At 70.6% G+C, this 23,897-nt stretch carries 22 protein-coding genes and 1 tRNA gene; 17 read left to right on the forward strand and 6 right to left on the reverse strand.

Annotated features, from left to right (window positions below):
* Positions 1–55: 55 nt before the first annotated feature.
* Positions 56–1,462: an MFS transporter gene (locus ACIQTP_RS00845; RefSeq protein WP_403394998.1), complete on the reverse strand. Its 1,407-nt coding sequence runs from the start codon at positions 1,460–1,462 to the stop codon at positions 56–58.
* A 133-nt stretch (positions 1,463–1,595) separates the two neighbouring features.
* On the opposite strand from ACIQTP_RS00845, the gene ACIQTP_RS00850 reads away from it, so the two are divergent.
* The 4 genes from ACIQTP_RS00850 (at position 1,596) to ACIQTP_RS00865 (ending at position 4,436) form a co-directional block, all read left to right on the forward strand.
* Positions 1,596–2,123, forward strand: coding sequence for a winged helix-turn-helix transcriptional regulator (locus tag ACIQTP_RS00850; RefSeq protein WP_403395000.1), 528 nt, complete (start codon positions 1,596–1,598; stop codon positions 2,121–2,123).
* A 97-nt stretch (positions 2,124–2,220) separates the two neighbouring features.
* Positions 2,221–2,535, forward strand: coding sequence for a DUF6412 domain-containing protein (locus ACIQTP_RS00855; RefSeq protein WP_403395002.1), 315 nt, complete (start codon positions 2,221–2,223; stop codon positions 2,533–2,535).
* A 210-nt stretch (positions 2,536–2,745) separates the two neighbouring features.
* Positions 2,746–3,453, forward strand: coding sequence for a YidC/Oxa1 family membrane protein insertase (locus tag ACIQTP_RS00860; protein ID WP_403396045.1), 708 nt, complete (start codon positions 2,746–2,748; stop codon positions 3,451–3,453).
* A gap of 125 nt (positions 3,454–3,578) precedes the next feature.
* Positions 3,579–4,436 (forward strand): fumarylacetoacetate hydrolase family protein, encoded by an 858-nt coding sequence (locus tag ACIQTP_RS00865; protein WP_403395004.1) that lies wholly within the window; start codon positions 3,579–3,581, stop codon positions 4,434–4,436.
* Between the two features lie 243 nt (positions 4,437–4,679).
* Here the strand turns inward: ACIQTP_RS00865 and ACIQTP_RS00870 are convergent, their stop codons facing one another.
* Together ACIQTP_RS00870 and ACIQTP_RS00875 are read right to left on the reverse strand one after the other, a co-directional pair.
* Positions 4,680–5,168: a heme-degrading domain-containing protein gene (locus tag ACIQTP_RS00870; protein WP_403395005.1), complete on the reverse strand. Its 489-nt coding sequence runs from the start codon at positions 5,166–5,168 to the stop codon at positions 4,680–4,682.
* Complete coding sequence (locus tag ACIQTP_RS00875) at positions 5,165–6,244, reverse strand: Gfo/Idh/MocA family oxidoreductase (RefSeq protein WP_403395006.1); 1,080 nt, start codon at positions 6,242–6,244, stop codon at positions 5,165–5,167. Before ACIQTP_RS00875 ends, ACIQTP_RS00870 begins: the two co-directional genes overlap by 4 nt.
* A gap of 48 nt (positions 6,245–6,292) precedes the next feature.
* On the opposite strand from ACIQTP_RS00875, the gene ACIQTP_RS00880 reads away from it, so the two are divergent.
* The 13 genes from ACIQTP_RS00880 (at position 6,293) to ACIQTP_RS00940 (ending at position 19,203) form a co-directional block, all read left to right on the forward strand.
* Complete coding sequence (locus ACIQTP_RS00880; RefSeq protein WP_403395008.1) at positions 6,293–7,441, forward strand: ROK family protein; 1,149 nt, start codon at positions 6,293–6,295, stop codon at positions 7,439–7,441.
* A 278-nt stretch (positions 7,442–7,719) separates the two neighbouring features.
* Positions 7,720–8,853, forward strand: coding sequence for a hypothetical protein (locus ACIQTP_RS00885; protein ID WP_403395010.1), 1,134 nt, complete (start codon positions 7,720–7,722; stop codon positions 8,851–8,853).
* A 48-nt stretch (positions 8,854–8,901) separates the two neighbouring features.
* Complete coding sequence (locus ACIQTP_RS00890) at positions 8,902–9,660, forward strand: GntR family transcriptional regulator (RefSeq protein ID WP_403395012.1); 759 nt, start codon at positions 8,902–8,904, stop codon at positions 9,658–9,660.
* Between the two features lie 202 nt (positions 9,661–9,862).
* Complete coding sequence (locus ACIQTP_RS00895; RefSeq protein WP_403395014.1) at positions 9,863–10,987, forward strand: TIGR03364 family FAD-dependent oxidoreductase; 1,125 nt, start codon at positions 9,863–9,865, stop codon at positions 10,985–10,987.
* 5 nt (positions 10,988–10,992) lie between these two features.
* Positions 10,993–11,703: an HAD family hydrolase gene (locus ACIQTP_RS00900; RefSeq protein ID WP_403395016.1), complete on the forward strand. Its 711-nt coding sequence runs from the start codon at positions 10,993–10,995 to the stop codon at positions 11,701–11,703.
* Complete coding sequence (locus ACIQTP_RS00905) at positions 11,700–12,767, forward strand: ABC transporter ATP-binding protein (protein ID WP_403395018.1); 1,068 nt, start codon at positions 11,700–11,702, stop codon at positions 12,765–12,767. Before ACIQTP_RS00900 ends, ACIQTP_RS00905 begins: the two co-directional genes overlap by 4 nt.
* The gene (locus tag ACIQTP_RS00910) at positions 12,760–13,632 is read left to right on the forward strand and encodes a 2-aminoethylphosphonate ABC transporter permease subunit (protein WP_403395020.1); all 873 of its coding nucleotides are present in this window, start codon (positions 12,760–12,762) and stop codon (positions 13,630–13,632) included. Before ACIQTP_RS00905 ends, ACIQTP_RS00910 begins: the two co-directional genes overlap by 8 nt.
* Positions 13,619–14,416: an ABC transporter permease gene (locus ACIQTP_RS00915; RefSeq protein WP_403395022.1), complete on the forward strand. Its 798-nt coding sequence runs from the start codon at positions 13,619–13,621 to the stop codon at positions 14,414–14,416. Before ACIQTP_RS00910 ends, ACIQTP_RS00915 begins: the two co-directional genes overlap by 14 nt.
* A 116-nt stretch (positions 14,417–14,532) precedes the next feature.
* Positions 14,533–15,624 carry a 2-aminoethylphosphonate ABC transporter substrate-binding protein gene (locus tag ACIQTP_RS00920; protein ID WP_403395024.1) on the forward strand — a complete coding sequence of 364 codons (1,092 nt, stop codon included), beginning with the start codon at positions 14,533–14,535 and terminating at the stop codon, positions 15,622–15,624.
* Between the two features lie 114 nt (positions 15,625–15,738).
* Complete coding sequence (locus ACIQTP_RS00925) at positions 15,739–16,518, forward strand: HAD-IIA family hydrolase (protein ID WP_403395027.1); 780 nt, start codon at positions 15,739–15,741, stop codon at positions 16,516–16,518.
* Between the two features lie 126 nt (positions 16,519–16,644).
* Positions 16,645–17,223, forward strand: a complete 579-nt coding sequence (locus tag ACIQTP_RS00930; protein ID WP_403395029.1) for a hypothetical protein — start codon at positions 16,645–16,647, stop codon at positions 17,221–17,223.
* Between the two features lie 13 nt (positions 17,224–17,236).
* Positions 17,237–17,902 carry a class F sortase gene (locus ACIQTP_RS00935; RefSeq protein ID WP_403396048.1) on the forward strand — a complete coding sequence of 222 codons (666 nt, stop codon included), beginning with the start codon at positions 17,237–17,239 and terminating at the stop codon, positions 17,900–17,902.
* Between the two features lie 284 nt (positions 17,903–18,186).
* Positions 18,187–19,203 carry a glycoside hydrolase family 6 protein gene (locus ACIQTP_RS00940; protein WP_403395031.1) on the forward strand — a complete coding sequence of 339 codons (1,017 nt, stop codon included), beginning with the start codon at positions 18,187–18,189 and terminating at the stop codon, positions 19,201–19,203.
* A 102-nt stretch (positions 19,204–19,305) separates the two neighbouring features.
* Here ACIQTP_RS00940 and ACIQTP_RS00945 read toward each other — a convergent pair whose 3' ends face one another.
* The 3 genes from ACIQTP_RS00945 to ACIQTP_RS00955 all read right to left on the reverse strand — a co-directional run bounded on the left by ACIQTP_RS00945 (position 19,306) and on the right by ACIQTP_RS00955 (position 23,794).
* Positions 19,306–21,243 carry a galactose oxidase-like domain-containing protein gene (locus ACIQTP_RS00945; protein WP_403395033.1) on the reverse strand — a complete coding sequence of 646 codons (1,938 nt, stop codon included), beginning with the start codon at positions 21,241–21,243 and terminating at the stop codon, positions 19,306–19,308.
* Positions 21,240–23,228: a glycosyltransferase family 2 protein gene (locus ACIQTP_RS00950; protein ID WP_403395035.1), complete on the reverse strand. Its 1,989-nt coding sequence runs from the start codon at positions 23,226–23,228 to the stop codon at positions 21,240–21,242. Before ACIQTP_RS00950 ends, ACIQTP_RS00945 begins: the two co-directional genes overlap by 4 nt.
* A 492-nt stretch (positions 23,229–23,720) precedes the next feature.
* A tRNA-Lys gene (locus ACIQTP_RS00955) sits at positions 23,721–23,794 on the reverse strand.
* Positions 23,795–23,897: the final 103 nt, after the last annotated feature.

Consider the following 23,897-nt stretch of genomic DNA (forward strand, 5'->3'; position numbering starts at 1 on the left):
GCCGTCCCGCCCGGGGACCCGTCCCCTCCGAGGGAACGGCCCCGCCCGGCAGGCGTCAGACCCGGTCCCGAAGGGCCAGCACGCTCGCGCCCGCCACCAGCGCCAGCCCCGCCGAGACCGCGATCGCGATGTCCGCGCCGTGCGCGAGCCCGCCCGTGGAGGTGACGATCGCGATGGTCAGGGCCACGCCGGCGCACGAGCCGATGTAGCGGAACGTCTGCTGCGCGCCCGAGCCCATCGCGGCGCGGGTCGCGGGGACGGATTCGACCGCGACGAGCGGCAGTGCGGCGTTGAGGAGCCCGCTGCCGACGCCGGAGACGAGGAAGCCGGGCAGCAGGCGGGTCCATGAACCAGCGTCGAGCGCGCCGAGCATCGTCAGGACGCCGACCGCGTGCAGGGCGAAGCCGAGGGCGAGTTGGTGGCGCGGGGAGACCCGGCCCGCGAGGCGCCGCACCTGCAGAGCGACCCCGAAGGACAGCCCGGACCAGAGCAGGAACAGCCACGCCGTGTCCAGCGCGGACAGGCCCAGGGTCTGCTGGAGCAGCGCCGGCAGGAAGCTGAACAGGCCGATCACCGCGAGGCCGGTGAACAGACCGCTCGCGGAGGAGGCGAGGAAGCGGCGGTGGCGGAGCAGGGAGAGGTCGATCATGGGCGTACGGGTTCGGTGTTCGACGAACACGAACGCCGTCGTCAGGACGGCGAACGCCGCCAGCAGGAGGCCGACTGACGGGCGCAGCCAGCCGTCCCGGCCCAGGGTGAGCGCGGCCACCAGGGCGACGAGCGCCAGAGCGAAGGTGAAGGCGCCGGCCAGGTCGGGGCGACCGCCCCGGGAGGCCCGCGACTCCGTGAGGGACCGGGTGCCCAGCAGGGCGACGAGGAGCGCGGCGGCGCCCAGGACGGCGTACGCGATCCGCCAGTCCGACGTCTGGGCGATCGCGCCGGCGAGCAGCGGGCCCAGGGCTATGCCGCCGCTGACGAACGCGCCCCACACGCCGGTCGCGTGCAGCCTGCCGCGGGCGGTCGGGAAGGCGTGTACGAGCAGGCCCAGGCTGCTGGCGAGGATCGCGGCGCTCGCCGCGCCCTGCGCGACGCGGGCCAGCGTGAACAGCCAGGTGGAGGTCGCGAGCGCGCCGAGTGCGGTGGTGATGCCGAGGGCGACGGTGCCGGAGAGGAAGATCCGGCGGCGGCCGTAGTCGTCGGCGAGGCTGCCCGCGACCAGGAGGAGTGCGGCGAGGCCCAGCGGGGTGCCGTTGAGCAGCCAGGCCTGGGCGGAGACGGGGGTGTGCAGCGCGGCGGCGGTGTCGGGGAGCGTGACCATCGGCGCGGTGTACGTCATCAGGGCCACGGCGGTGGCGGCGCTGGTGACGGCGAGGGTGGCGGTTGCCCGCGGGGGTGTCTCGAGGTGCGTGCCGGGGGGTGCCGAAGACGCCTTCGCGGTGGTGGCGTGGTCGAGCGGTGACATGGTCTGCCCTTCGGGCTCCGGAGCGGATCAGTGGAAGGGTGGGTTCAGTCAATGAACCAGCCCCGTGGGTTGACCGTAGCAGCTTAGGTTCGTTCATTGAACCTGCATGTCGAAAAGTGGCTACAGTGGGGTCATGGCTCTCGGCAAGGACTACGCGACGCAGGAGTGCTCGATCGCCCGCGCGCTCGAGATCGTCGGCGAGCGGTGGACGCTCCTCGTCGTGCGCGACGCGCTCTACGGCGTACGGCGCTACAACGACTTCCTCGTCCACCTCGGCATCCCGCGCGCCGTTCTCGCGTCCCGCCTCCAGGCGCTGACCGCCGAGGGCATCCTCGAGAAGCGCCGCTACCAGGAGTCGCCGCCGCGCGACGAGTATGTCGTCACCGACCGCGGCATCGCCCTGTGGCCGACCCTGCGCTCGCTCGGGCGGTGGGGCCGCGAGCAGCTTGGTGAGGCGCAGCTGCGCTATTTCCGGCACGCGACCTGCGGTACGGAACTCGGCCCGTACGGCGAATGTGCCACGTGTGGAACCGTCGTACCCGTCCCGGACGTCGAAATGGTGCCGGGACCCGGACTCGATCCGGACCCGGCGGATCCGGTCAGCCGGGCGCTGCTCAGGCCGAGGCGGCTGCTGGAGCCGATCGAGGCCGGTCACGCATAAGATCGACACCGGTCACGCGTAAGCGGGTACGGGGGACGTGAGCCGCCGTACGAGAGGGCGAGAGGAGGGGTGGTCCGTGGTCCGGAGCTCGACGAACGTGCGAAACGTGCGCCCTGTCGCCCTGCTGCTCGTGCTGCTCGTGCTGCTCCTCGAAGTCGCCGTGCTGGATGCCGGCAGCCTCCCGGCAGCCGTCGCCGTCGCGTTCACCGCGACCGCCGCGGCCGGGGCCGCGCTCGCCGTCTGCGCCCTCAGCGGCTCGCGCCGCGCGTCCGCCGTCCCGCGTACGCGGGTTCGTACGGCGATCCGCGACCGTGAGCACCGTACGGCGTTCCTGCCTCAACGTGATCCCGACGCCTCGGGGCGTCCGCGCCCCCGAGCGCCCGGGCGGGCCCTCCTGACGGCCGCCGCGTAGGGATCCCAGCAGGAACTCGCCAGAACTCGCCAGTCGTACAACCCCTGTCTGCGTACCCCGCGCGGGTCGTCATGCCGACGCGTCATTTCTCATTCCGGCACGACGAGACCCCCGGAGGGCTCATCCATGTCCACCGCCATGTCCACCGCCATGTCCACCTTCATGTCCACCGCCATGCCCACCTCCATGTCCGCTTTCCCGCCCGCGCCCATGTCCGCCTTCGCCGGGCTGGTCGAGCGGCTCGCCGATCTGCTCGAACCGCTGTTCCACGCCTCCGCGGCCGCCGCCGCGATCGTCCTGTTCACCGCGCTCGTACGACTGCTCGTGCATCCCCTGTCCCGGGCGGCCGCGCGGGGACAGCGGGCGCGTGCCGCGTTGCAGCCGCGGATCGCCGAGCTGCGCAAGAAGCATCGGAAGGATCCCGAGAGGATGCGGAAGGCGGTGCTGGAACTGCACGAGAAGGAGAAGGTGTCGCCGCTGTCCGGGATTCTGCCCGGGCTTCTTCAGCTGCCGGCCTTCTTTCTTCTCTATCACCTGTTTTCCAGTTCCACCGTCGGCGGTGAGGCCAACGAGCTGCTGAGTCACCAGCTGTTCGCCGCGCCGCTCCGCGGGCGATGGGCGGACGCGCTCGGGGACGGCGGGGTGTTCGGTGCCGCTGGGCTTGTCTACGTCGCTCTGTTCGTGGTTGTCGGCGCGGTGGCCGCCTTCAACTACCGCCGTACGAAGCGGACGATGGCCGCCTCGGTGCCCGCGGCCGGCGGGGCGGAAGTGCCCGGGCTCGGTGCGGTGAGCGCGTTCGCGCCGTTCCTGTCCTTCTTCACGCTGATCACCGTGGCGGTGGTGCCGTTGGCCGCCGCGCTGTACGTGGTGACCAGTACGGCCTGGAGTGCCGTGGAGCGAGTGGTCCTGTATCCCTGAGGGTGTGGTGGCGGTCCAGTCCGTGAACGGGGTATTGCGGAGTGGACGTGCAGCTTGGAGGATCGACCAGTCCTCCGATGGCTGCACCCATCGGTGGCTGCCCGCGATCGAGGGAGATTGTGATCATGAAGCTGCTGCGAGTCGGTACGGCGGGATCGGAGCGGCCCGCGCTGCTCGATGCCGAAGGGATCCTCCGGGATCTGTCGGGTGTCGTGCCGGACATCGACGGGGCGCTGCTCGCCGACGACGCGGCGCTCGGGCGGGTCCGTGCGGCCGCCGAGTCGGGGGAACTGCCCGTGCTGGACGCGGACGGGCTGCGCGTCGGGCCGCCGCTCGCCCGGATCGGCAAGGTCGTCTGCATCGGGCTCAACTACCACGACCATGCTCGCGAGACCGGGGCCGAGCCGCCTGCCGAGCCGGTGATCTTCTTCAAGGCGGCGGACACGGTGGTCGGGCCGCACGACACCGTGCTCGTGCCGCGCGGGTCGGTCAAGACCGACTGGGAGGTCGAACTCGCGGTCGTCATCGGGCGTACCGCCCGCTATCTGGAGTCGCACGAGGAGGCGCTCGCGCGTGTCGCCGGATACGCGGTGGCGCACGACGTCTCCGAGCGTGAGTTCCAGATCGAGCGCGGGGGGACGTGGGACAAGGGGAAGAACTGCGAGACGTTCAATCCGCTGGGGCCGTGGCTGGTGACGGCGGACGAGGTTTCCGACCCGCAGGATCTTTCGTTGAAGCTGTGGGTGAACGGTGAGCTGAAGCAGGACGGGACCACGGCCGAGCAGATCTTCTCGGTGGCGGAAGTGGTGCGGTACGTCAGTCAGTTCATGACGCTTTATCCGGGGGACGTCATCAATACGGGGACGCCGGCGGGGGTTGCGTTGGGGCAGCCGGAGCCGAAGCCGTATCTGCGGGCCGGGGATGTTGTCGAGCTGGAGATCGGGGGGTTGGGGAGGCAGCGGCAGGAGCTCAAACCTGCGTAGGCACTCCGTTGGGTTTGGCGGGGGGGGGGCTTGGGGGGCGTTGTCGGGTGCCGGTTCGTTGTGGCTGGTCGCGCAGTTCCCCGCGCCCCTGAAAGATTGCGCAGTTCCCCGCGCCCCTAGGGGCTGGGGTCGTCCTCGTTTCCAAGGCTGCGCTGTTTTCCGCGCCCCTGAAAGATTGCGCAGTGCCCCGCGCCCCTGGGGGGTTGCGGTCGCCCTCGTTTCCCAGGGGCGCGGGTGTGGGGGTCAGCTTTTCAGGAACTGTTGGAGCGCTTTGAGGACCATGGCGTGGTCTTCCAGTTGGGGGAGGCCCGAGACCACCACCGTGCCGATGACGCCCGCGCCCTCGACCGTGAGGGGGAACGCGCCGCCGTGGGCCGCGTAGGTGTCGGGGTCGAGGCGGGAGGAGGCCTCGAAGGTGGTGCCCTTGGCGCGGAAGCGGGTGCCGACGAGGAGCGAGGAGCAGCCGTAGCGCTCGACGACGCGGCGCTTGCGGTCGATCCAGGCGTCGTTGTCCGGGGTCGAACCCGGCAGGGCCGCGTGGAACAGCTGCTGGCCGCCGCGGCGGATGTCGATGGCGACCGGAGCGGCGGCCTCGCGGGCCATGCTCACGAGCAGAGTGCCCAGGGTCCACGCGTCGTCGTACGTGAAGTGGGGGAGGACCAGTTGCCGCTCCTGGGACTCCAGTTCCGCGATCTGTTCCGCGAGCAGCCGCGCGGTGTCCTCGGTGCTCACAGGGACACCGCCGTGCCCTCGGTGGCGGAGCGGCGGGCCGCCTCCAGGACGTCGAGAGCGGCCGCGGCCTCCTGCGCGGTGACCGGGTTCGGGGCGCCGTCGCGGAGGGCGGCGGCGATGGCCGCGTAGTACGCGGGGTACGCGCCCGGGAGGGTGGGCTCGGGGCGGCCACCGCCCGTGAGCGGGGACTCTCCGGAGCCGACGCGCCCCCACAGGGACTCGGGCTCGGTGCCCCACTCGGCGGTCGCGTCGGGACGCTTGCCCTCGCGCAGGTCCGCCTCCTGCGGGTCGAGGCCGTACTTCACGTAACCCGCCTGCGAGCCCAGTACGCGCAGGCGCGGGCCGAGTTGGGCGGTCGTCGCGGAGACGTAGAGGTGGGAGCGGACGCCGTTCACGTGCGTGATCGCGATGAAGGTGTCGTCGTCGGTCTGCGCGCCGGGGCGGCGGACGTCCGTCTCGGCGTACACCGAGGCCGCGGGGCCGAAGAGGACGAGGGCCTGGTCGATGACGTGGCTGCCGAGGTCGTAGAGGAGACCTCCGATCTCTGCCGGGTCGCCGGACTCGCGCCAGCCACCCTTGGGCTGCGGGCGCCACCGCTCGAAACGGGACTCGAAGCGCCATACGTCGCCCAGCTCGCCCTCGTCGAGCAGCTTGCGGAGGGTCAGGAAGTCGTTGTCCCAGCGGCGGTTCTGGAAGACGGAGAGAAGCAGGCCGCGCTCGTCCGCCAGCGCGGCCAGCTCGCGGGCCTCCGCCGCCGTACCGGCGAGGGGCTTGTCGACGACGACGGGCAGGCCCGCCTTGAGGGCGGCGGTCGCGAGCGGGACGTGGGTCTTGTTCGGGGAGGCGAGGACGATCAGGTCCAGCTCGTCGGCGCGCGCCCAGAGCTCTTCGGGTGTGGCGGCGAACGAGACTCCGTCGCCGAACTCGGCGCGGGCCTGCTCCTGCCGCTCCGGGTTCGAGGTGACGATCGTGTCCAGGGCCAGGCCCTCGGTCGCGGCGATCAGCGGGGCGTGGAAGACGGAGCCCGCGAGGCCGTAACCGACGAGGGCCACGCGGAGGGGAGGAGTACCAGTCATGACGTCCACTTTCGCAACGCTGTTGCCAAAGTGCAAGCGCGGGGGACAATGGCGTACGTGAACAGGACCAACGCGGAGTCGGGAGTGAATCTGCTCGCCCTGCGCAGCCACAATGCCGCGCTCGTGCTCGATCTGCTGCGCACGGCCGGGGAGGGCGGCATCAGCCGGCTCGAACTCGCGGAGCGCACCGGGCTGACCCCGCAGGCCGTCAGCAAGATCACCGCTCGGCTGCGGGCGGACGGGCTGGCGGCGGAGGCGGGGCGCCGCGCGTCGACCGGCGGCAAGCCGCGGACCGTGCTGCGGCTCGTGCCCGAGGCCGGCCACGCGGTCGGGCTCCACCTGGACCGCGACGAGGTGACGGTCGTGCTGTGCGACCTCACCGGCGCGGTGGTCGCCGAGCGGCGGGTTCCGCTCGATCTGGGGGCCGGGGCGGAGGCGGTCGTCGAGTCGGCGGCGGGGGAGGTAGAGGCGCTGCTCGCGGGGGCGGGGGTGTCCGTACTGGGCGTGGGCGTCGCCCTGCCGGGGCCGCTGGACCATGCCCGGGGTGTGCTGCATCGGGTCACCGGGTTTCCCGAGTGGGACGGGTTCCCGCTGCGGGACGCGCTGGCGGGGCGGCTCGGGGTGCCCGTGGTGGTGGACAAGGACACGAACGCGGCCGCGTTGGGGATCGCCGTGGTGGGGAGCGGGAGCGGTGACCCGGTGCTGGGGTGTGTCCCCTCCGTCCCCCTCGAATCCTTCGCCTATCTGCATCTCGGTACGGGGCTCGGGGCGGGGCTTGTGATCGGTGGGGACGTGCACCGGGGGGCGCGTACGGGGGCGGGGGAGTTCGGGCATCAGGTCATTCAGCTGGACGGGCCGCCGTGTGGTTGCGGCAACCGTGGCTGCATCGAGGCGTTGTGCCTGGCCGCGGTGGACCGCGGCGCCGTGGGTGAGGCGGCGCGGGTGCTCGGGGTGGGCGCCGCGAATCTGGTGGGGCTGCTGGACATCGACCTCGTGCTGCTCGGCGGGCGTACCGTCGCGGCGCATCAGGAGGCCTTCGTACGGGGTGTCGGCGCCGTTCTTGAGGAACGGGCCCGGCTGGAGGGCGTGGACGATGGGGCGGTTCCGGTGCGGGTGGCGCCCGGTGGGGCGCGTGGGGTCGCGGAGGGCGCGGCGCAGTTGCTGCTGGCGCCGTTGTTCGGGCGTGGGGAGGGCTGAGCGGCTCGGTTGTCCGGGCGTGGGGAGGGCTGAGCGGCTCGGTTGTCCGGGTGATTTCCGGGGCCGGGGCGGCTCGGCTGTTCGGGGCCTTCGTGGGTCGCGTGGCTCGGCTGTTCGGGGGACTTCGGGGGCCGGGCGGGGTGTGTCACGGGCGTGGCGGGGCGGTGGGCGCCGGGCGGTGTGGGACGGTCACGGGGCCGTTGCCCTGTACGCCGTTGCCCTCACCGCCCGACGCTCCCGACCCCCCTCCCGCCGCCCTTGATCGGCAAAGGCCCCTCATGCGACTGCGCAAGACCAGCCCCTTCGCCCTGACCGCCGTTGCCCCCGCCCTGGGCCTCGGGCTCGCACCGCCGCCCGCCGCCCAGGCGCTCACGCCTCTCGGGCCCACCGCGAGCCCCCGCCCCACCTGTGCCGCGCCCGACACCCGGGCCTTCCCGATCAAGACCCGGATCCATGGCGGGCCGGACGCCTACGACGTCGGCGGCGACTTCCGGACCTGGTACATCGACCTGACCAACACCACCGCGCACACCTGCGGCAACATCCACCCGATCGTCGTACTCGTGGACAGCAAGCGGGTGCTGCGGCCGGAACAGGCGCAGCTGGAGTTCTACGAGGGGGAGCGCACGCATCCCGTCGAGTTCGAGAAGAGCGACCAGGACGAGAACGTCGGGGCGTTCGACGACGGGTTCCCGGGGTTCACGGTCGGACCCGGCCGGACGCTCACCGTGAAGGTCCGGCTCTCCGTGACCTCCGACGCCGCCGTGCCGAACGACGTCGTCGCCAACGCGGCCGTGGTGCAGCGCCACAACAACGACGGGGACTGGGTGGGGGAGTCGAACGAGTACCGCTTCCGGATCGACGACGAGAGCAAGACGAGCGACGGCGACGTTGTGGACGCCGGGGGCACCGGAGGCACCGGAGACACCGGAGGCACCGGGGGCGGCGGGGATGGCGGGGGCACTGGGGGCACTGGAGGCACCGGGGACGGCGGTGACGGTGGGGGCAGCGGTGGCACCGGCGATGGCGGAGGTGACGGGGGAGGCGATGGCGGAGGCGGCGGCGGTACGAGCGCGGCTCCCGACGCCAGCGGTACCGGTACCGGCACCGGCAGTAGCACCGGTAGCAGCATGGGCGGCGTCACCGGCACTGGCACCGGCACCAGCAGCCCCACCGGTGCCGGTGACGGTAGCGGCGGCGGTGGCGGCGGTCGCGACGGCGGTGACGGTGACGGTGACGCCGCAGGAAAGGAACGGGACGGGTCCTGGTCCGCGGACGAAGGGTCCTCGTCCGCGGACGAGCTGGCCATGACCGGGCCGCGCGGGGCCGCCCTGGCGGTGGGCGTCGTCCTGTTCGCCGCCGGAGGCGTGCTGCTGGCGGTCTCCCGCTGGTCCCGGTTCCGGCGTCGCTGAGCCCTCCCACCGGCGCACCGCCCGTACCGCGTCTGCGACCATCCCCCCGTGGACTACCCGAACGACCAATCGCCCGGCGCCCCCGTCCGCTCCGGCATCCCGGAGCACGGCCGTATCCCGAAGTACTACGCGGTCAAGGCGCACATCGCCGTGCTGGTCGAGGAGTTGGGTGAAGGGGGACTCCTCCCCACCGAGCGCGATCTCGCGGAGAAGTACGAGGTGGCCCGCGAGACGGTACGGCAGGCCCTGCGGGAGCTGCTGCTCGAAGGGAAGCTGCGGCGGCAGGGGCGCGGCACGGTCGTCGCGGGACCGAAACTGGAGCAGCCGCTCTCCCTGGCGAGCTACACCGAGGGCGTACGGCGGCAGGGGCGCACCCCCGGTCGTACGCTCATCTCGCTCGACCGCTTCCCCTGCCCGCAGGCGCTGGCCACCGAGGCGGGGCTGACGCGTGGCGAGCCCGTCTGGCACATGGAGCGCGTGCTGCTCGCCGACGACGAGCGGGTCGGGCTGGAGAGTACGTACGTCGCCGTGGCCCGGGTGCCCGACCTCGACCGTGACTTCGATCCCGACTCCTCCTTCTACGCCTACCTCCACGACCGGCTCGGCATCGCGTTCGGCGACGCGGACGAGCGGATCGAGACGGTGCTGGCCACGCCGCGCGAGGCGCTGCTCATCGGTACGCCGCCCGCACTGCCCATGCTGCTGATCCACCGGGTCTCGCGGGACACGAAGGGGCGGCCGCTGGAGCGGGTGCGGACGCTGTACCGGGGGGACCGTTTCTCGTTCACCGCCCACCTCGGCAACTGACCTTCACAGCCCACCTCGGCAGCTCACGTTCCGCCCACCTCGGCAGCTGACGCTCGGCGTGCCGGAGCGGGCTTGGGCGCACCCTTCCGGTCAAGTAGTGTCACGAGAAGATAACGGGTCTAGCCCAAACGTGATGGGCGGTTCACCATCTGGTTGCTGTCCGGACCCCTTCGATTCCCCCTTCCCGAGGAGCGTGGCCGTTGTGAGAGTGATAGTCGTCGGAGCCGGCGTGGTGGGTACCCTGCACGCCTGGCACGCAGTGGAACGCGGCCACGAGGTCGTGCAGATCGAGCGTGAGGCGGAGGCCCGCGGGGCCTCGCTGCGCAACTTCGGGCAGATCTGGGTGAGTGGTCGCGCCGGAGGAGAGGAGCTGGAGACCGCCCTGCGGGCGCGAGAGCTGTGGGAGGAGATCGGGGCGCGCGTCCCGGACCTCGGCTTCCGGGCGTGCGGGTCGCTGACCCCCGTGCGCAACCCGCGCGAGCTCGCCGTCGCCGAGACCGCCCTGGCCCGCGCGGACGCCGCCGCCCGCGGCTACAAGCTGCTCACGGCGGACGAGGCGCGCGCCGTGAACCCCGCCCTGCGGGGTGCGTTCGAAGCGGCCCTGTTCTGCGAGCGTGACGCGGCCGTCGAGCCGCGCACGGCCCAACTCGCCCTCCGGGCAGAGCTGTCGAAGTCCCCGCACTACACCTTCCTGCCGGGTCGCGAGGTCCGTGACGTGGTCGGAGAACACGCCGTGCGCGACGACCACGGGGACGTCCACACCGGCGACGTCGTCGTGCTGTGCACGGGGGCCTGGCTCGGCGGCCTCGTACGGGAGCTGGCCGGGCCCGAGCTGCCCGTACGGCGGGTGCGGCTGCAGATGATGCAGACCGAGCCGCTCGGCGAGCCGCTCACCACCTCCGTCGCCGACGCCGACAGCTTCCGGTACTACCCCGCGTACCGCAGCCCCGCCCTCGACGAGCTCGACGCGCACCAGCCGCAGGCGCCGATCGCCGCCGCGCACCGGATGCAGCTGCTCATGGTGCAGCGCGCGGACGGCGGGCTGACCATCGGCGACACCCACGAGTACGAGCATCCCTTCGCCTTCGACACCCTCGAAGACCCCTACGACCACCTCACCGAGGTCGTCGAGTCCTTCCTCGGCCGCCCGTTGCCGAAGATCCGGCGCCGCTGGGCCGGGGTGTACGCGCAGTGCACCGACCCGAGCCGGGTCGTGCACCGGCAGCGGGTGCGGGACGGGGTGTGGCTGGTCACCGGGCCCGGCGGGCGCGGCATGACCTGCTCGCCCGCCATCGCCGAAACGACCGCCAACGAGCTGGGATGGTGAAAGAAATGACCGAGGACATACGACTCGTCGTGCTCGACATGGCGGGCACCACCGTCGCCGACGGCGGCCTGGTGGAGCAGGCCTTCGCCGTGGCCGCCGGGGAGCTGGGCGTCGAGCCCGGGTCCGCCGACCACACCGAGAAGCTCGACCACGTCCGGGCCACCATGGGCGAGTCCAAGATCTCCGTCTTCCGGCACCTGTTCGGCGAGGAGTCCCTCGCCCGGCGGGCCAACGCCGCCTTCGAGAAGGCGTACGGGGAACTCGTCGACGGCGGGCGTCTCACCCCGATCGCCGGGGCGCGCGGGGCGATCGAGGAGCTCCAGGCGGGCGGCCGTACCGTCGTCCTGACCACCGGGTTCGCCCGCGTCACCCAGGACGCCATCCTCGACGTCCTCGGCTGGCAGGGGCTGGTGCCGCTCACGCTGTGCCCGGCCGACGCCGGAGGCCGCGGGCGGCCGTACCCCGACATGGTGCTGGAGGCCTTCCTGCGCACCAAGGCGGCGGAGGGCGTCCAGCAGGTCGCGGTCGTCGGCGACACCTCGTACGACATGCTCAGCGGCGTACGCGCCGGGGCGGGCGTGGTGGCCGGTGTGCTCACCGGGGCGCACGGCGACGAGGTGTTGCGCGCCGCCGGGGCCGGGCACGTACTCGGCTCGGTGGCCGAACTGCCCGCGCTGCTCGGCGCCCACGCGACCGCCCGCGGAGCCGGACGATGAGCAGCGGCATCCGCTTCGACCGGGTGTCCGTCGCGTACGACGGCACCACGGTCCTCGACTCCCTCGACCTGACCGTCGAGCCCGGCGAGGTGATGGCCCTGCTCGGGCCGTCCGGCTCGGGCAAGACCACCGCGCTGCGGGCCGTCGCCGGATTCGTCCGGCCCGCCGCGGGGCGGGTGTTCATCGGCGACCGCGACGTGACCGGCCTGCCGCCGCACCGGCGCGGCATCGGCATGGTCGTCCAGCAGTACGCGCTCTTCCCGCACATGCGGGTCGAGGACAACGTCGCCTTCGGGCTCAGGGCGCAGAAGGCTCCCAAGGGCGAGATCCGCGGGCGGGTGGCCGAGGCGCTGGAGATGACCGGGATGGCGGCGTACGCGCGGCGCTACCCGCGTGAACTGTCCGGCGGGCAGCAGCAGCGCGTCGCCATCGCGCGGGCGCTCGCCATCCGGCCCGGCGTGCTCCTGCTCGACGAGCCGCTGTCCGCGCTCGACGCCCGGCTGCGCTCCGGGATGCTCGCCGAACTCGCCCGGCTGCACCGGGAGTTGCCCGACGTGTCGATCCTGTACGTCACCCACGACCAGGTCGAGGCACTGACCCTGGCCGACCGGATCGCGGTCATGGACAAGGCACGGTTGCAGGACGTCGGCACGCCGCAGGAGCTGTACCGTGCGCCGCGCACCGAGTTCACGGCGTCCTTCGTGGGAAACGCGAACCTGTTGCCGGTGACCGTGGGGGCGGCCGGGGTCCATTTCGCCGGGGCCGAGCTGAAGGTGCCGACCGGGGGCGCGGTCGAGGGCGCGAGCGCCACGCTCTGCGTACGGCCGCACCTCGTCGGGCTCGGTCAGGGACCCAACGCCGTCACCGGGTCGGTCGCCGAGGTGCAGTGGCGGGGCGCCACCCATCGGCTGTACGTGGATGTGGGCGGCCACCGGATCAAGACGGACCTGCGGGAACTGCGGCACCCGCCCGCCCTCGGGGACGAGATCACCGTGCACTTCGCGCCCGAGGACGCGGTGCTGCTCTCCGCGGGAGTCGCCGAGGGGGTGACCCGGGATGGCTAGCGCCGCGGTCGCCGCTCCCGCGAAGGCGGTCCCCAAGTCCCGTACGGGTCTTCCTTCCTGGGCGTGGGCGCTGCCCCCCGTCGCCGTTCTCGGGATGGTCTTTCTCTATCCGCTCGCCCTTGTCGTCCAGCAGTCGTTCCGGCCGGACACCGGGGGCACCTCGGCGCAGGCCTACGGCGACGTGTTCGCCTCCAGCGCGTTCCGGGAGGCGCTCGGCACCACCGTGTGGCTGGCGCTGGGCTCCACGGTCGGGTGCCTGGTCCTCGGGTTCGTGCTCGCCCTGGTCATCGCGTTCGTGCCGTTCCCCGGCGGGAAGGCCGTCGCCCGGTTCATCGACGTCTTCCTGTCCTTCCCGTCCTTTCTGATCACGCTCGCGCTGCTGTTCATCTACGGCACGGTGGGCATGGCCAACGGGCTGTGGACGGACGTGACCGGCGCCGCCGAGGGACCGTTCCAGTTCCTGACCACGCCGTGGGGTGTGCTCCTCGCCGAGATCACGTACTTCACCCCGTTCGTGGTGCGGCCCCTGCTCGCCGCCTTCTCGGGGATCGACACCGCCCAGCTGGAGGTGGCCTCCTCCCTCGGGGCGCGGCCCGCGCGGATCGTGCGGCGGGTGATCCTGCCCGAGGCGCTGCCCGCGCTCGCGGCCGGCGGCAGCCTGGTCCTGGTCCTGTGCCTGAACGAGTTCGGGATCGTGCTGTTCACCGGGGCGAAGGGGGTCACGACCCTGCCGATGCTCGTGTACAGCAAGGCGATCCTGGAGTCGGACTATCCGGGAGCCTGTGTCGTCGCCGTCGTCAACGTCCTGGTATCCGTGGGGTTCTACGGCCTCTACCGGGTGGTGAGCGGTCGTGTTGGTGCATAGCCGCAAGGGGAAGTGGGTCATCTGGGCCGTCTTCTTCCTCCTCTTCCTGCCCCTGTTCGCCCTGCCGCTGCTCGTCGTCCTCGCCGCGTCGTTCGCCACGAACTGGTCGGGCGCGTTCCCGTCCGGCTTCACCACCGGGCACTACACCGCCGCCACCCGCGGCGAATCCCTTGATGCACTCACCACCAGCCTGGTCACCGCGGTCACCGCGAGCCTGCTCGCGCTGGCCGTGGGCAGCTGGGCGGCGCTCGCCGGGCACGCCCTGAGGAAGCGCGGCAAGCGCGTTCTGGACGCGCTGTTCATGCTGCCGGTCGCCGTGCCCTCGGTCGTCGTCGGCCTGGCGGTCCTCGTCGCCTTCTCCAAACCGCCGGTGCTGCTCAACGGCACCCGGTGGATCGTCGTCCTCGCGCACGCCGTTCTTGTCACGGCGTTCGCCCACCAGTCGGTGTCGGCGGCCATCGTCCGTCTCGACCCGGCGTACGAACAGGCCGCCGCCTCGCTCGGCGCCCGGCCCTCCTACGTGCTGTGGCGGGTGCGGCTGCCCCTGCTGCTGCCCTCGCTGACCGCCGCCGCGGGGCTCTGCTTCGCCCTGTCCATGGGTGAGCTGAGCGCCACGATGATGCTCTACCCGCCGGACTGGACTCCGCTTCCCGTCCAGATCTACGCGGCCACCGACCGCGGCGCGCTCTTCACCGGTTCCGCGCTCGCCGTGGTCCTCATGACGGCGACGGTGCTCGTCCTGTTCGTCATCTCCCGGATCCGTACCAAGGCCTCCTACCGCTGATCCGTCCCACCCTCGACAGCCCTCGACAAGCACTGACAGCACTGACAGCACTGACAGCACTGACAGCACTGAACAAGCACTGAACAAGCACTGACAAGCAAGGAGTTCACCTCGCCATGCCCAGAAACGCCCGCCTGCGCCACCTCACCCCGATCGCCGCCGTGATCGGCGGCCTCGCCCTCGCCGCCACCCTCACCGCCTGCGGCGGCGACTCCGCCGCCTCCGACGCCAAGGTGGTCACCGTCTACAGCGCCGACGGCCTCAAGGGCGAGAACGGAGACGGCTGGTACGACCAGGTCTTCAAGGACTTCGAGAAGCAGACCGGGATCAAGGTCAAGTACGTCGAGGGCGGCTCGGGCGAGATGGTCCAGCGCGCCGTCCGCGAGAAGTCCAACCCGCAGGCCGACGTCCTCGTCACCCTCCCGCCGTTCATCCAGCAGGCCGACGGCAAGGGGCTGCTGCAGAAGTACACCCCGAAGGGCTCCGACCAGGTCGCCGGCGGTGACAAGGCCGCCGACGCCACCTGGACCTGCGTCGTCAACAACTACTTCGGCTTCGTCTACGACAAGAAGGAGCTGAAGCAGGCCCCCACCACCTGGGACGAACTGCTCGACGCGAAGTACAGGAACAAGCTCCAGTACTCCACCCCGGGCGTCGCCGGTGACGGAACCGCCGTGCTCGTCAAGGCGATCCACGACTTCGGTGGCAAGGACGCGGCGCTCGCCTACCTGAAGAAGCTCCAGGCCAACAACGTCGGCCCGGCCGCCTCCACCGGCAAGCTCGCGCCCAAGGTCGACAAGGGCGAACTCCTCGTCGCGAACGGCGATGTCCAGATGAACTACGCCCAGTCCAAGGACATGCCCAACCTGGGCATCTGGTTCCCGAAGGCCACGGACAAGGCAGCCGACGCCGCCGGGAAGCCCACCACCTTCGCCCTCCCGTACGCCGCCGGCCTCGTCACCAAGGCCCCGCACACGGCCAACGGCAGGAAACTCCTCGACTTCATGCTCTCCGCCAAGGCGCAGCAGCAGGTCAGCGAGATCGGCGGCGGCTTCTCCGCACGCAAGGACGTCAAGGCCACCGACGCGAACGCCATCGCCCTGACCAGGCTCATGGACGGCGTCGCGCTCTTCGAGCCGGACTGGGCCGACATCGACAAGAACCTGACCTCGTACGTCGAGGACTGGAAGACGGTCACGGGAAGCTGACACTCCGCCCTGACTAGGCTGGGGGCGTCGGCACATCGTCGTTCCGGCGCCCCGGATCGTGTGCGTACGTACGCCAGGACGGCAGTACGCCAGGACGGCAGGAGAACCAGCACCATGGCAGAGCGCAAGCCCATCGAGTCGTGGCTCACCGACATGGACGGCGTCCTCATCCACGAGGGTGTGCCGATCCCTGGCGCGGACGCCTTCGTCAAGAGGCTGCGGGAGTCCGGGAAGCCGTTCCTGGTGCTCACCAACAACTCGATCTACACCGCTCGTGACCTGCACGCCAGGCTGCGGCGCATGGGCCTGGACGTGCCGGTCGAGAACATCTGGACCTCCGCGCTCGCCACCGCCAAGTTCCTGGACGACCAGCGGCCCGGCGGTACCGCGTACGTCATCGGCGAGGCGGGTCTGACCACGGCGCTGCACGACATCGGGTACGTCCTGACCGACCACGAGCCGGACTACGTGGTCCTCGGCGAGACCCGTACGTACTCCTTCGAGGCCATGACCAAGGCGGTCCGGCTGATCAAGGGCGGTGCCCGGTTCATCGCCACCAACCCCGACGAGACCGGCCCGTCCGCCGAGGGTCCGCTGCCCGCCACCGGCGCGGTCGCCGCGCTGATCACCAAGGCGACCGGCAAGCAGCCGTACTTCGCCGGCAAGCCGAACCCGCTGATGATGCGGACGGGGCTCAACGCCATCGGGGCGCACTCCGAGACCAGCGCGATGATCGGCGACCGGATGGACACGGACGTCCTGGCCGGTCTTGAGGCGGGCATGGTGACCTATCTCGTCCTCACCGGGCTGACCACCCGCGAGGAGATCGAGCGGTACCCCTTCAGGCCCTCCAGGATCGTGGACTCGATCGCGGACCTCGTCGAGCGGATCTGACGCCGCCCGGACCGAGGGCCACCGGGCCGCGTCAAACCGTTCGAGACCCGTTTGGAGCAGTCGGGGGCGTCTGAGGATGCGTCCCGGGGCCCGGAGGGGGAGTCTCCAGGTATCTGGAGGTTCACGATGGGTTCATGTCGACTCGCTCTCTGTGTGCGACTCACTCTCTGTGCCGGTGCGGCGTACGCGGCGGCGTTCACTCCCGCCGCGTACGCGGCCGACGGCGGCGTCTCCGTCTCTCCCGCGTCCCCGGCCCCCGGCAGCGACATCCAGCTGCGGGCGCTGGGCTGTACGGGGACGACCGGTACCGCGGTCTCCACGGCGTTCGTCGCGGACGCGCGGCTCACCGGCCAGGGCGGGGTGCTCGTCGGTGACACCCGCGTCCGCTCGTCGGCCACGGCCGGTACCTACGAGGTCAAGGTCAGCTGTGACGGCCGCCAGGACCGGGTGACCGGCACGGTCACGGTCGCCGCGCCGGGCGGCCCGAGCTCTTTGAGGTCCGCCCTCGCCGTCCCGACGGGCCTCGCCTCGCCCGTCGCCCCCGTGCACGCGGGCGGCGGCGGCACCGCGCACTTCGCCTCCGTGGACGCCCGCTCGTCGAGCCCCGGCACCAAGCACGCGGTGATCGGCCTCCTCCTCGCGAGCGCCGCCGCGGTGGCGGTCGCGGTCCGCAGCGCGCGCCGGGGCCACGACACCCGGGACTGACATGTCCGACGACATGCCCGAACACGGGCGTTCCTCCGGCGCAGGCCGGCTGGTGACCGGTGTCGCCTGGGCGGTGCTGTTGCTCGGGCTGTGGCTGTGGGGCCGTGAGCTGACCGACGTACGGCAGGGGATATCGGCGCCGACGACGGGGGACATCGCGGCGGTCGGACGACCGCCCGAGGTACGGCTGCCGCCCGCGGCGAAGCCGCTGACGAACGCCGCGCCGCAGCGCATCGACATTCCCTCGATGGGGGTGCAGGCCCCGGTCGTGGGCCGCGGGCTCGACAGGCAGGGGGCGATCGATCCGCCGCCCTTCGACCAGCCGGGCGTGGTCGGCTGGTACGCCGCCGGGGTGCGGCCGGGGGCGGCCGGGACCGCGCTGTTCGTGGGGCACGTCGACACCGAGACCCGGCCCGCGGTCTTCTACAAACTCAGCACGGTACGGCCGGGGCAGACGGTCCGGGTGGTCCGCGACGACGGGACGGTCGCCGAGTTCACCGTGGACGACGTGCAGGTCTTCCCGCGCGACCACTTCGACGCCCGACAGGCCTACGGGCCGCGGGAGTCGGGGCGGGCCGAGCTGCGGCTCGTCACCTGCGGCGGCACCTTCGACCGGGTGAGCCGCACCTACACCGCGAACGTGGTCGTGTCGGCGTACCTCACGGGCCACGGACGATGAACCAGTCACCGGTTCCACCTGGCCCGGTCGGCGGCACGCTCCCCCCGGAGCCGCCGACCGGGCTGGTCCTCGACCGCGCGCGCACGGGCTGCGGGAGTAACCCGGCGGTCGGCGCGGGAGGTTCTGGGTCCGTTTGAGGCAACTGTAGAACGTATGAGCGTTCTGGCCTAGGACCTGTCCCGGGGGCTGTAACAGCTCGCCGACAAGGGGTGGGCGATCTCGTGGGCGAGGCGCCACCTATGTCACGATTGACCCCAAGGACAGTGCACCCGAGGGGGAGTTGCATGTACGGCAGTAAGGGGGCCGGGGCTCGGGCGTCCGTCGCGGTGGTGGGGGCGTTGCTGGTGCTCGCGGGGTGTTCCTCCGGGGGCGGCGGCGACAAGAGCGACGGTTCCGGTTCCAAGGTCACACAACAGCCCAAGAACTCCGACCCGTTCTGGGTCAACCCGGCGGGCAACGCGGCCGAGCAGGTCACCGCGTACGTCAAGGCGGGCAAGAAGGACGACGCCGAGCAGATCCGCAAGATAGCCGAACAGCCGACCGGCGAGTGGATCGGGCCGGAGAATCCCGAGCAGGAGGCGCGCGGTTTCACCGAGGCGGCGCAGCAGGCCGACCGGGCGGCCATCCTGGTCCTCTACAACATCCCGCACCGCGACTGCGGCCAGTTCTCGCAGGGCGGCGCGGCGGACGGCGACGCCTACAAGGCCTGGATCGACGGGGTCGCCCGCGGTATCCAGGACCGGCCCGCCACGGTGATCCTGGAGCCGGACGCCATCCTGCACCTGGTCAACCAGTGCACCCCGGCGCAGTTCCAGGAAGAGCGGTACTTCCTCCTCGAGACCGCGGTCACCAAGCTCAAGGCCCTGAAGAACACGAAGGTGTACCTCGACGCGGGCAACGCGGGCTGGGGCCACCCCGACCAGATCTTCCAGCCGCTGAAGCGGGCGGGCATCGACAAGGCCGACGGCTTCTCCGTCAACGTCTCCAACTTCTACTCGACCCAGGACTCCATCGCGTACGGCAAGCAGCTGTCCGCGAAGGTCGGCGGCAAGCACTTCGTCATCGACACCAGCCGCAACGGAAACGGCCCCTACACGGCCGGCGAGGCGGACGAGAACTGGTGCAATCCGCCGGGGCGCGCGCTGGGCGAGACCCCGACGACCAAGACCGCCGATCCGCTCGTCGACGCGTACCTCTGGGTCAAGCGGCCGGGCGAGTCGGACGGGGAGTGCAAGGGGGGTCCGAAGGCGGGCGACTGGTGGGCGGACTACGCTCTTAAGCTGGCCAAGGCTTCAAACTGACGGCAGTTCCCCGCGCCCCTTCTTTTTCTTTTAGGGGCGCGGGGAACTGCGCGCTCAGCCCCCACTCAGCCGCAGCCAAAACCAGCCCAACCCAGCGGAGCGCTACGGCACCTTGACCCACTGCGCCTTGCTCGGGGTCCCCTGGTCGTCCGTCACGAACAGCATGTACCAACCGGACTCCACGAGATTCCGGTTCTTCGGCACGGTCACCGTGACCCCGTTCTTCGTCTTCTTGAAGTCCAGCGCGATGGAACGCTGGTCGACGTCGGTGACGTGCGTGGACGCGCTCGGCCGGATCAGCCGGGCCGTCCTGATGGTCGACGCGTGCTGCGAGGTGAACGTCGCCGAGCCACCGCGCGCGATCGTCTTCGGGCCGCCGGTCAGATCGGGCCGCGAGTCCCGGTAGAGGTACGGCGGCGTGTAGATCTCGATGCGCTGCTCGAACGTGGCCGGTTTGGTGTTGGCCTTGTCCGCGTAGAGCGAGTTGGAGCCGAAGAACATCACCCGGCCGTCGGGCAGCAGGATCGAGCCCGAGTGGTAGTTGCGGCCCACCAGCGGATCCGCGACCCGGTCGAAGGTGTTCGCCCTGGTGTTGTAGATCCGCGCCTGGAGGATGTTGGAGGCGCCGCGCCCCCGGTAGTCCTCGGAGCCGCCAGAGACGAGGACGGTGTCGTCCGGCAGGATCGAGGACTGCGGGTAGCGGGTGCCCTTCTCCAGTTCGGGCCCGTCCACGAACCTCGGGTTCTTGTCCTTGAGGTCGATCAGCCGGGTCTTCTTGCTGGACAGTTTGGACTCGCCGACCCCGCCGCCGCCGATCACCATGTACTTCTCGTCCTGCGCGGGCGGCAGCAGCACCGTGCCGGACGTCTCCATCATGTTGGGGTCGCTCAGGCCCGGCAGCTTGGTGAACTTGTTGGTGGCCACGTCCCAGATGCCGGGGTCGCGGCCCACGTTGTCCGGTCCGTAGCCCGCGTTCGAGCCCGAGTAGAACATCTCGCCGTTCTGCATCAGGGAGATCGCCGGGTAGGTCGGGAACTGGCGGACTCCCTTGGTGTACGTCCACTTCTTGGTCTTCGGGTCGAACACCTCGTTCTTGCCCGGGACCAGCTGGCCGATCTCGTCCAGACCGGAGAGGCTGAGGATCTTGCCGTCGCTCATGGTGGTGAGCGTCGGGTACCAGCGGGCCTCGTTCATCGGGTCGACCTTGATGTACCGCTCGGCGACCGGATCGAACTCGTACGCGTCCCGGATGCCCTGGAAGTCCTTCTTGTCCAGGGCGAGCTTCTGTGCGATGCCGTAGGTGTTGCGGGCGTCGGCGCCGGTCAGGCCCTGGATGCGGTAGTTGTCCTGGGTGCCCGTCTCATACTTCTGGCCGCTCTGCTGTGCCTCGACGTAGATACGGCCGAGGCCCGGGTCGTTGCGCAGGAACTTGCCGGTCGCCTTGTCGAAGACCTTCGTCGCGCGCGGGACGAGCACCGGGTCCTTGGAGACGAACGTCTTGCCGCCCTCCTTGCCGGTGAACTTGGTACCCGCGGGCAGCGTGATCGGCTTGTCCGGGTTCTCGTTGTGGACGACCATCAGACCGCCCGCCTTGGTGACATCACCCTTCAGCGTCTCGTACCGCTTGGTGCCGCCCGCGATCAGCAGATTGCCGTTGGCGAGCTGGGTGTGGCCCGTGCAGAACAGGTCGGCCGGCGTCGGGATCTTCTTGATGGTGCCCTTGACCGGGTCCCAGATCCGCGTGTCGAACTTCTTCGCGTCGAAGTTGTCCTGGTTGTTGCCCGAGCCCGCGATCAGCAGGATCTTGCCGGTGTGCAGCAGGGCCGCGTGGATGGTGTTCTGTCTGTATTCCTTGGGGAACTGGATGATGTCCCAGTGCCCGTTCTTGGCCTTGTACTCGGGCTTGTTGATCGTGTACTCGTGGTATTTCTCCGTGCTGAAGCGGTACACCCACGGCCCGTTCATTCCGGCCAGCGCGAGCACCACCGCCCCGCCTATCGCAAGACGACGAGCACGGCGGCGACGGGCACCGTCTTTCATTTCTTACGTCCCCCAAGGGAAATCTGCATGGTCTGGTCATTGCCTCCGCCGCTGCCGCCGCCCTGTGCCGCCGCCCAGCTGGGCTTGTGCTGCGGGGCGTGCGGGGCGTGCGGCGCGTGCTGCTCCTGCTGGGGCGCCGAGGCCTGAGCGGGCAGCGGCACCGTCTCCTCGGGTGAGGCGGGCGGCACCGACGGCTTCTTCTTCGCCTGGCGCAGGGCCCACTGCCAGGCGAGGATCGGCGAGGCGGTGATCAGCAGGGCGAAGGAGGCCCAGGTGATCATCGCGGGGTGGGAGTGCCCGAGCAGGAGTCCGGCGGTGATCGAGCCGGCGAAGACCAGGATGAAGAACAGGTGGATCCGGAAGGTCCCGAACAGCGTGTCGGGGCTGGCCGAATCACCCTTGGGGGTCACCACGAACTTGCTCTTGCGGCGCAGCACCGCGTCCATCAGCGAGCGGGCGTAGATCGGCGCGGAGAGCGCCGACATGATCATGCCCGCCACTCCGCCGGAGCCTTCGGGCTCGTGCGGGGAGACGTTGTGCCGGCGGTTCCACACGTACAGGCCGATCTGCAGCGCGGAGGCGTTGCCGTACAGCATCAGCCAGACCGTCGGGTCGATGTTCACACCGGATGCGCCCAGGCCCAGGAAGAGCGCGCAGCTGAGGGCCGCGAGGATCCAGTTGAGGGCGGACATCGGGTAGAAGATGATCATCATGGTGTAGTTGAAGAGCTTGCTCGGCGGCAGCGAGAAGAAGCCCTTCCAGTACTGCTTGAGGATCGTCTCGTAGGTGCCCCGGGACCAGCGCAGCTGCTGGGTGAAGAAGTCCGTCCAGGCGTTCGGGCCCTCGCCGACCGCGAGGACGTCCGGGGTGTAGACCGAGCGCCACTTCCTGCCCGTCGCCGGGTTCTTCGCGCGGTGCATCTCGAAGCCGGTCGCCATGTCCTCGGTGATCGAGTCGTACAGACCGCCGATCTGCTTGAGCGCCTTGATGCGTACGGCGTTGGAGGTGCCCACGAACATCGGCGCGCCGTAGCGGTTGCCGGCCCGCTGGATCAGCGCGTGGAAGAGGAACTGCTGGGACTCGGCGGCCTTGGTGATGGGGTTGTCGTAGTTGCCGTAGACCTGCGGGCCGATGACGAAGCCGATGTCCGGGTCGCGGAAGAAGCCGAGCATCCGCTCCAGGTAGTTGGGCAGCGGCACGTGGTCGGTGTCGACCGAGGCGAAGAAGTCGTACTCGTCGCCGTGCGCCTCCAGCCAGGCGTTGTAGTTGCCGTGCTTGGTCTTGGCGCGGTGCGGGCCCTTGGCCTGGTTCCACTTCGCGACGCCCTTGCGGGAGAAGTGGTGCACGCCCAGGCGCTCGCAGACCTCCTTCACCTCCGGGTCGTCACCCTCGTCTAGGAGCCAGATGTGCAGAAGGCCCCGGTGGCGCAGCTTGACGGCCGCCTCCAGGGTCTTGGTCACCATGGCGAGGGGTTCCTTGCCGGGCACGAAGGAGGTGAGGAAGGCGACTCTGGTGCCGGTCTCCGGGACCACCGGGATCGGGTCGCGGGCGACCAGGGTGGCGTGCGCGTTCGACAGCACGTTCATGCAGCGGAAGAACTCGATCAGACCGATCGAGACCAGCATCACGATGTCGAGCACCGGCAGGAAGTCGTAGGCCGGGTAGTCGCGTTCGGTCCAGTGCTCCGGCTGGAGCAGCCAGCCCAGCAGGATCAGCGACAGCAGCGGCGCGGCGCCCAGCATCAGAGCGGCTCGTATGCGGTGCGGCTCCTGGGACAGCAGCGAGCGGTACTGCACCTTGTACGGCTTGCTCGGATCGGGCTGTGTGAGGGGACCCGCGAGCCGGCTGTAGTGCTCGTAGTCGTATCTCGGCAGGGTCTTCTTGATCCTGCGGAAGTTGCTGCCGGTCCGGTGCGACGGCATCCGGAGCTGGGTCGTCTCAGACGGGTCGAAGTTCTGCCGGGCGCCGGTCGGCGTCGACGTCATGAGTCATTCCCCCCGCACGCACGTCCAGGTGCGTGTTCGTCGGTTCTTGTCGCCCGTTCGAGTCCCCCTTGACCGTCACGGACGCATGCTGGCAGGTCGGCATCACCACATCCTCCACACAACGAAGACATAGAAATGCGACCTTCCGGTTGCAGGATGCCCCCCTCGGCATCGGTTCATGAACGGGGCCCCCAACCCCCCATGGTCGCAACCGGCCATACCCCCAACTGTCAGGTATCGACAGTCCCTTGAAGCCCAGGGTTCTACGGCGTTCATCATGATCGCAAGATGCGAAACGCGGTGTTAACCGGTCATACGCGCTAATTGGGACGCGTGTACGAAGATGGGGTCACTGCCCCATACGCCGGGCGCATATGCCCGGCCCGTATGCGCCTCTATGTGACCCTTTGCGCCGGTTGTGCCCGTGGGGGAGCCCGCCCGGCCCATAAGACGAAGGGCCCCTCACAGTGGTGAGGAGCCCTTCGCTGTCGGTGCGCCGCCAGGGACTCGAACCCCGGACCCGCTGATTAAGAGTCAGCTGCTCTAACCAACTGAGCTAGCGGCGCCTGCTGACCCGAGAACTCTACCCGACCGGGGAGGGTGCTCCGCACCGCGGGAGGGCCGTGAAGTGAGCGGTGAGGCGTCCCGGACCGGCCGGAAGTGGTCCCT

The sequence above is a fragment of the Streptomyces sp. NPDC090798 genome (assembly GCF_044768965.1).
Lineage (GTDB): Bacteria > Actinomycetota > Actinomycetes > Streptomycetales > Streptomycetaceae > Streptomyces.

What these genes read in the sequence shown, in the direction of transcription:
- ACIQTP_RS00860 (WP_403396045.1), top strand. Translation starts at nt 2,746, where the DNA reads ATGTCCGCCTTCGCCGGGCTGGTCGAGCGGCTCGCCGATCTGCTCGAA.
- ACIQTP_RS00885 (WP_403395010.1), top strand. Translation starts at nt 7,720, where the DNA reads ATGCGACTGCGCAAGACCAGCCCCTTCGCCCTGACCGCCGTTGCCCCC.
- ACIQTP_RS00845 (WP_403394998.1), bottom strand. Translation starts at nt 1,462, where the DNA reads ATGTCACCGCTCGACCACGCCACCACCGCGAAGGCGTCTTCGGCACCC.
- ACIQTP_RS00945 (WP_403395033.1), bottom strand. Translation starts at nt 21,243, where the DNA reads ATGAAAGACGGTGCCCGTCGCCGCCGTGCTCGTCGTCTTGCGATAGGC.
- ACIQTP_RS00875 (WP_403395006.1), bottom strand. Translation starts at nt 6,244, where the DNA reads ATGACTGGTACTCCTCCCCTCCGCGTGGCCCTCGTCGGTTACGGCCTC.
- ACIQTP_RS00850 (WP_403395000.1), top strand. Translation starts at nt 1,596, where the DNA reads ATGGCTCTCGGCAAGGACTACGCGACGCAGGAGTGCTCGATCGCCCGC.
- ACIQTP_RS00900 (WP_403395016.1), top strand. Translation starts at nt 10,993, where the DNA reads ATGACCGAGGACATACGACTCGTCGTGCTCGACATGGCGGGCACCACC.
- ACIQTP_RS00865 (WP_403395004.1), top strand. Translation starts at nt 3,579, where the DNA reads ATGAAGCTGCTGCGAGTCGGTACGGCGGGATCGGAGCGGCCCGCGCTG.
- ACIQTP_RS00905 (WP_403395018.1), top strand. Translation starts at nt 11,700, where the DNA reads ATGAGCAGCGGCATCCGCTTCGACCGGGTGTCCGTCGCGTACGACGGC.
- ACIQTP_RS00940 (WP_403395031.1), top strand. Translation starts at nt 18,187, where the DNA reads ATGTACGGCAGTAAGGGGGCCGGGGCTCGGGCGTCCGTCGCGGTGGTG.
- ACIQTP_RS00910 (WP_403395020.1), top strand. Translation starts at nt 12,760, where the DNA reads ATGGCTAGCGCCGCGGTCGCCGCTCCCGCGAAGGCGGTCCCCAAGTCC.
- ACIQTP_RS00930 (WP_403395029.1), top strand. Translation starts at nt 16,645, where the DNA reads ATGGGTTCATGTCGACTCGCTCTCTGTGTGCGACTCACTCTCTGTGCC.
- ACIQTP_RS00950 (WP_403395035.1), bottom strand. Translation starts at nt 23,228, where the DNA reads ATGACGTCGACGCCGACCGGCGCCCGGCAGAACTTCGACCCGTCTGAG.
- ACIQTP_RS00935 (WP_403396048.1), top strand. Translation starts at nt 17,237, where the DNA reads ATGCCCGAACACGGGCGTTCCTCCGGCGCAGGCCGGCTGGTGACCGGT.
- ACIQTP_RS00920 (WP_403395024.1), top strand. Translation starts at nt 14,533, where the DNA reads ATGCCCAGAAACGCCCGCCTGCGCCACCTCACCCCGATCGCCGCCGTG.
- ACIQTP_RS00925 (WP_403395027.1), top strand. Translation starts at nt 15,739, where the DNA reads ATGGCAGAGCGCAAGCCCATCGAGTCGTGGCTCACCGACATGGACGGC.
- ACIQTP_RS00880 (WP_403395008.1), top strand. Translation starts at nt 6,293, where the DNA reads ATGGCGTACGTGAACAGGACCAACGCGGAGTCGGGAGTGAATCTGCTC.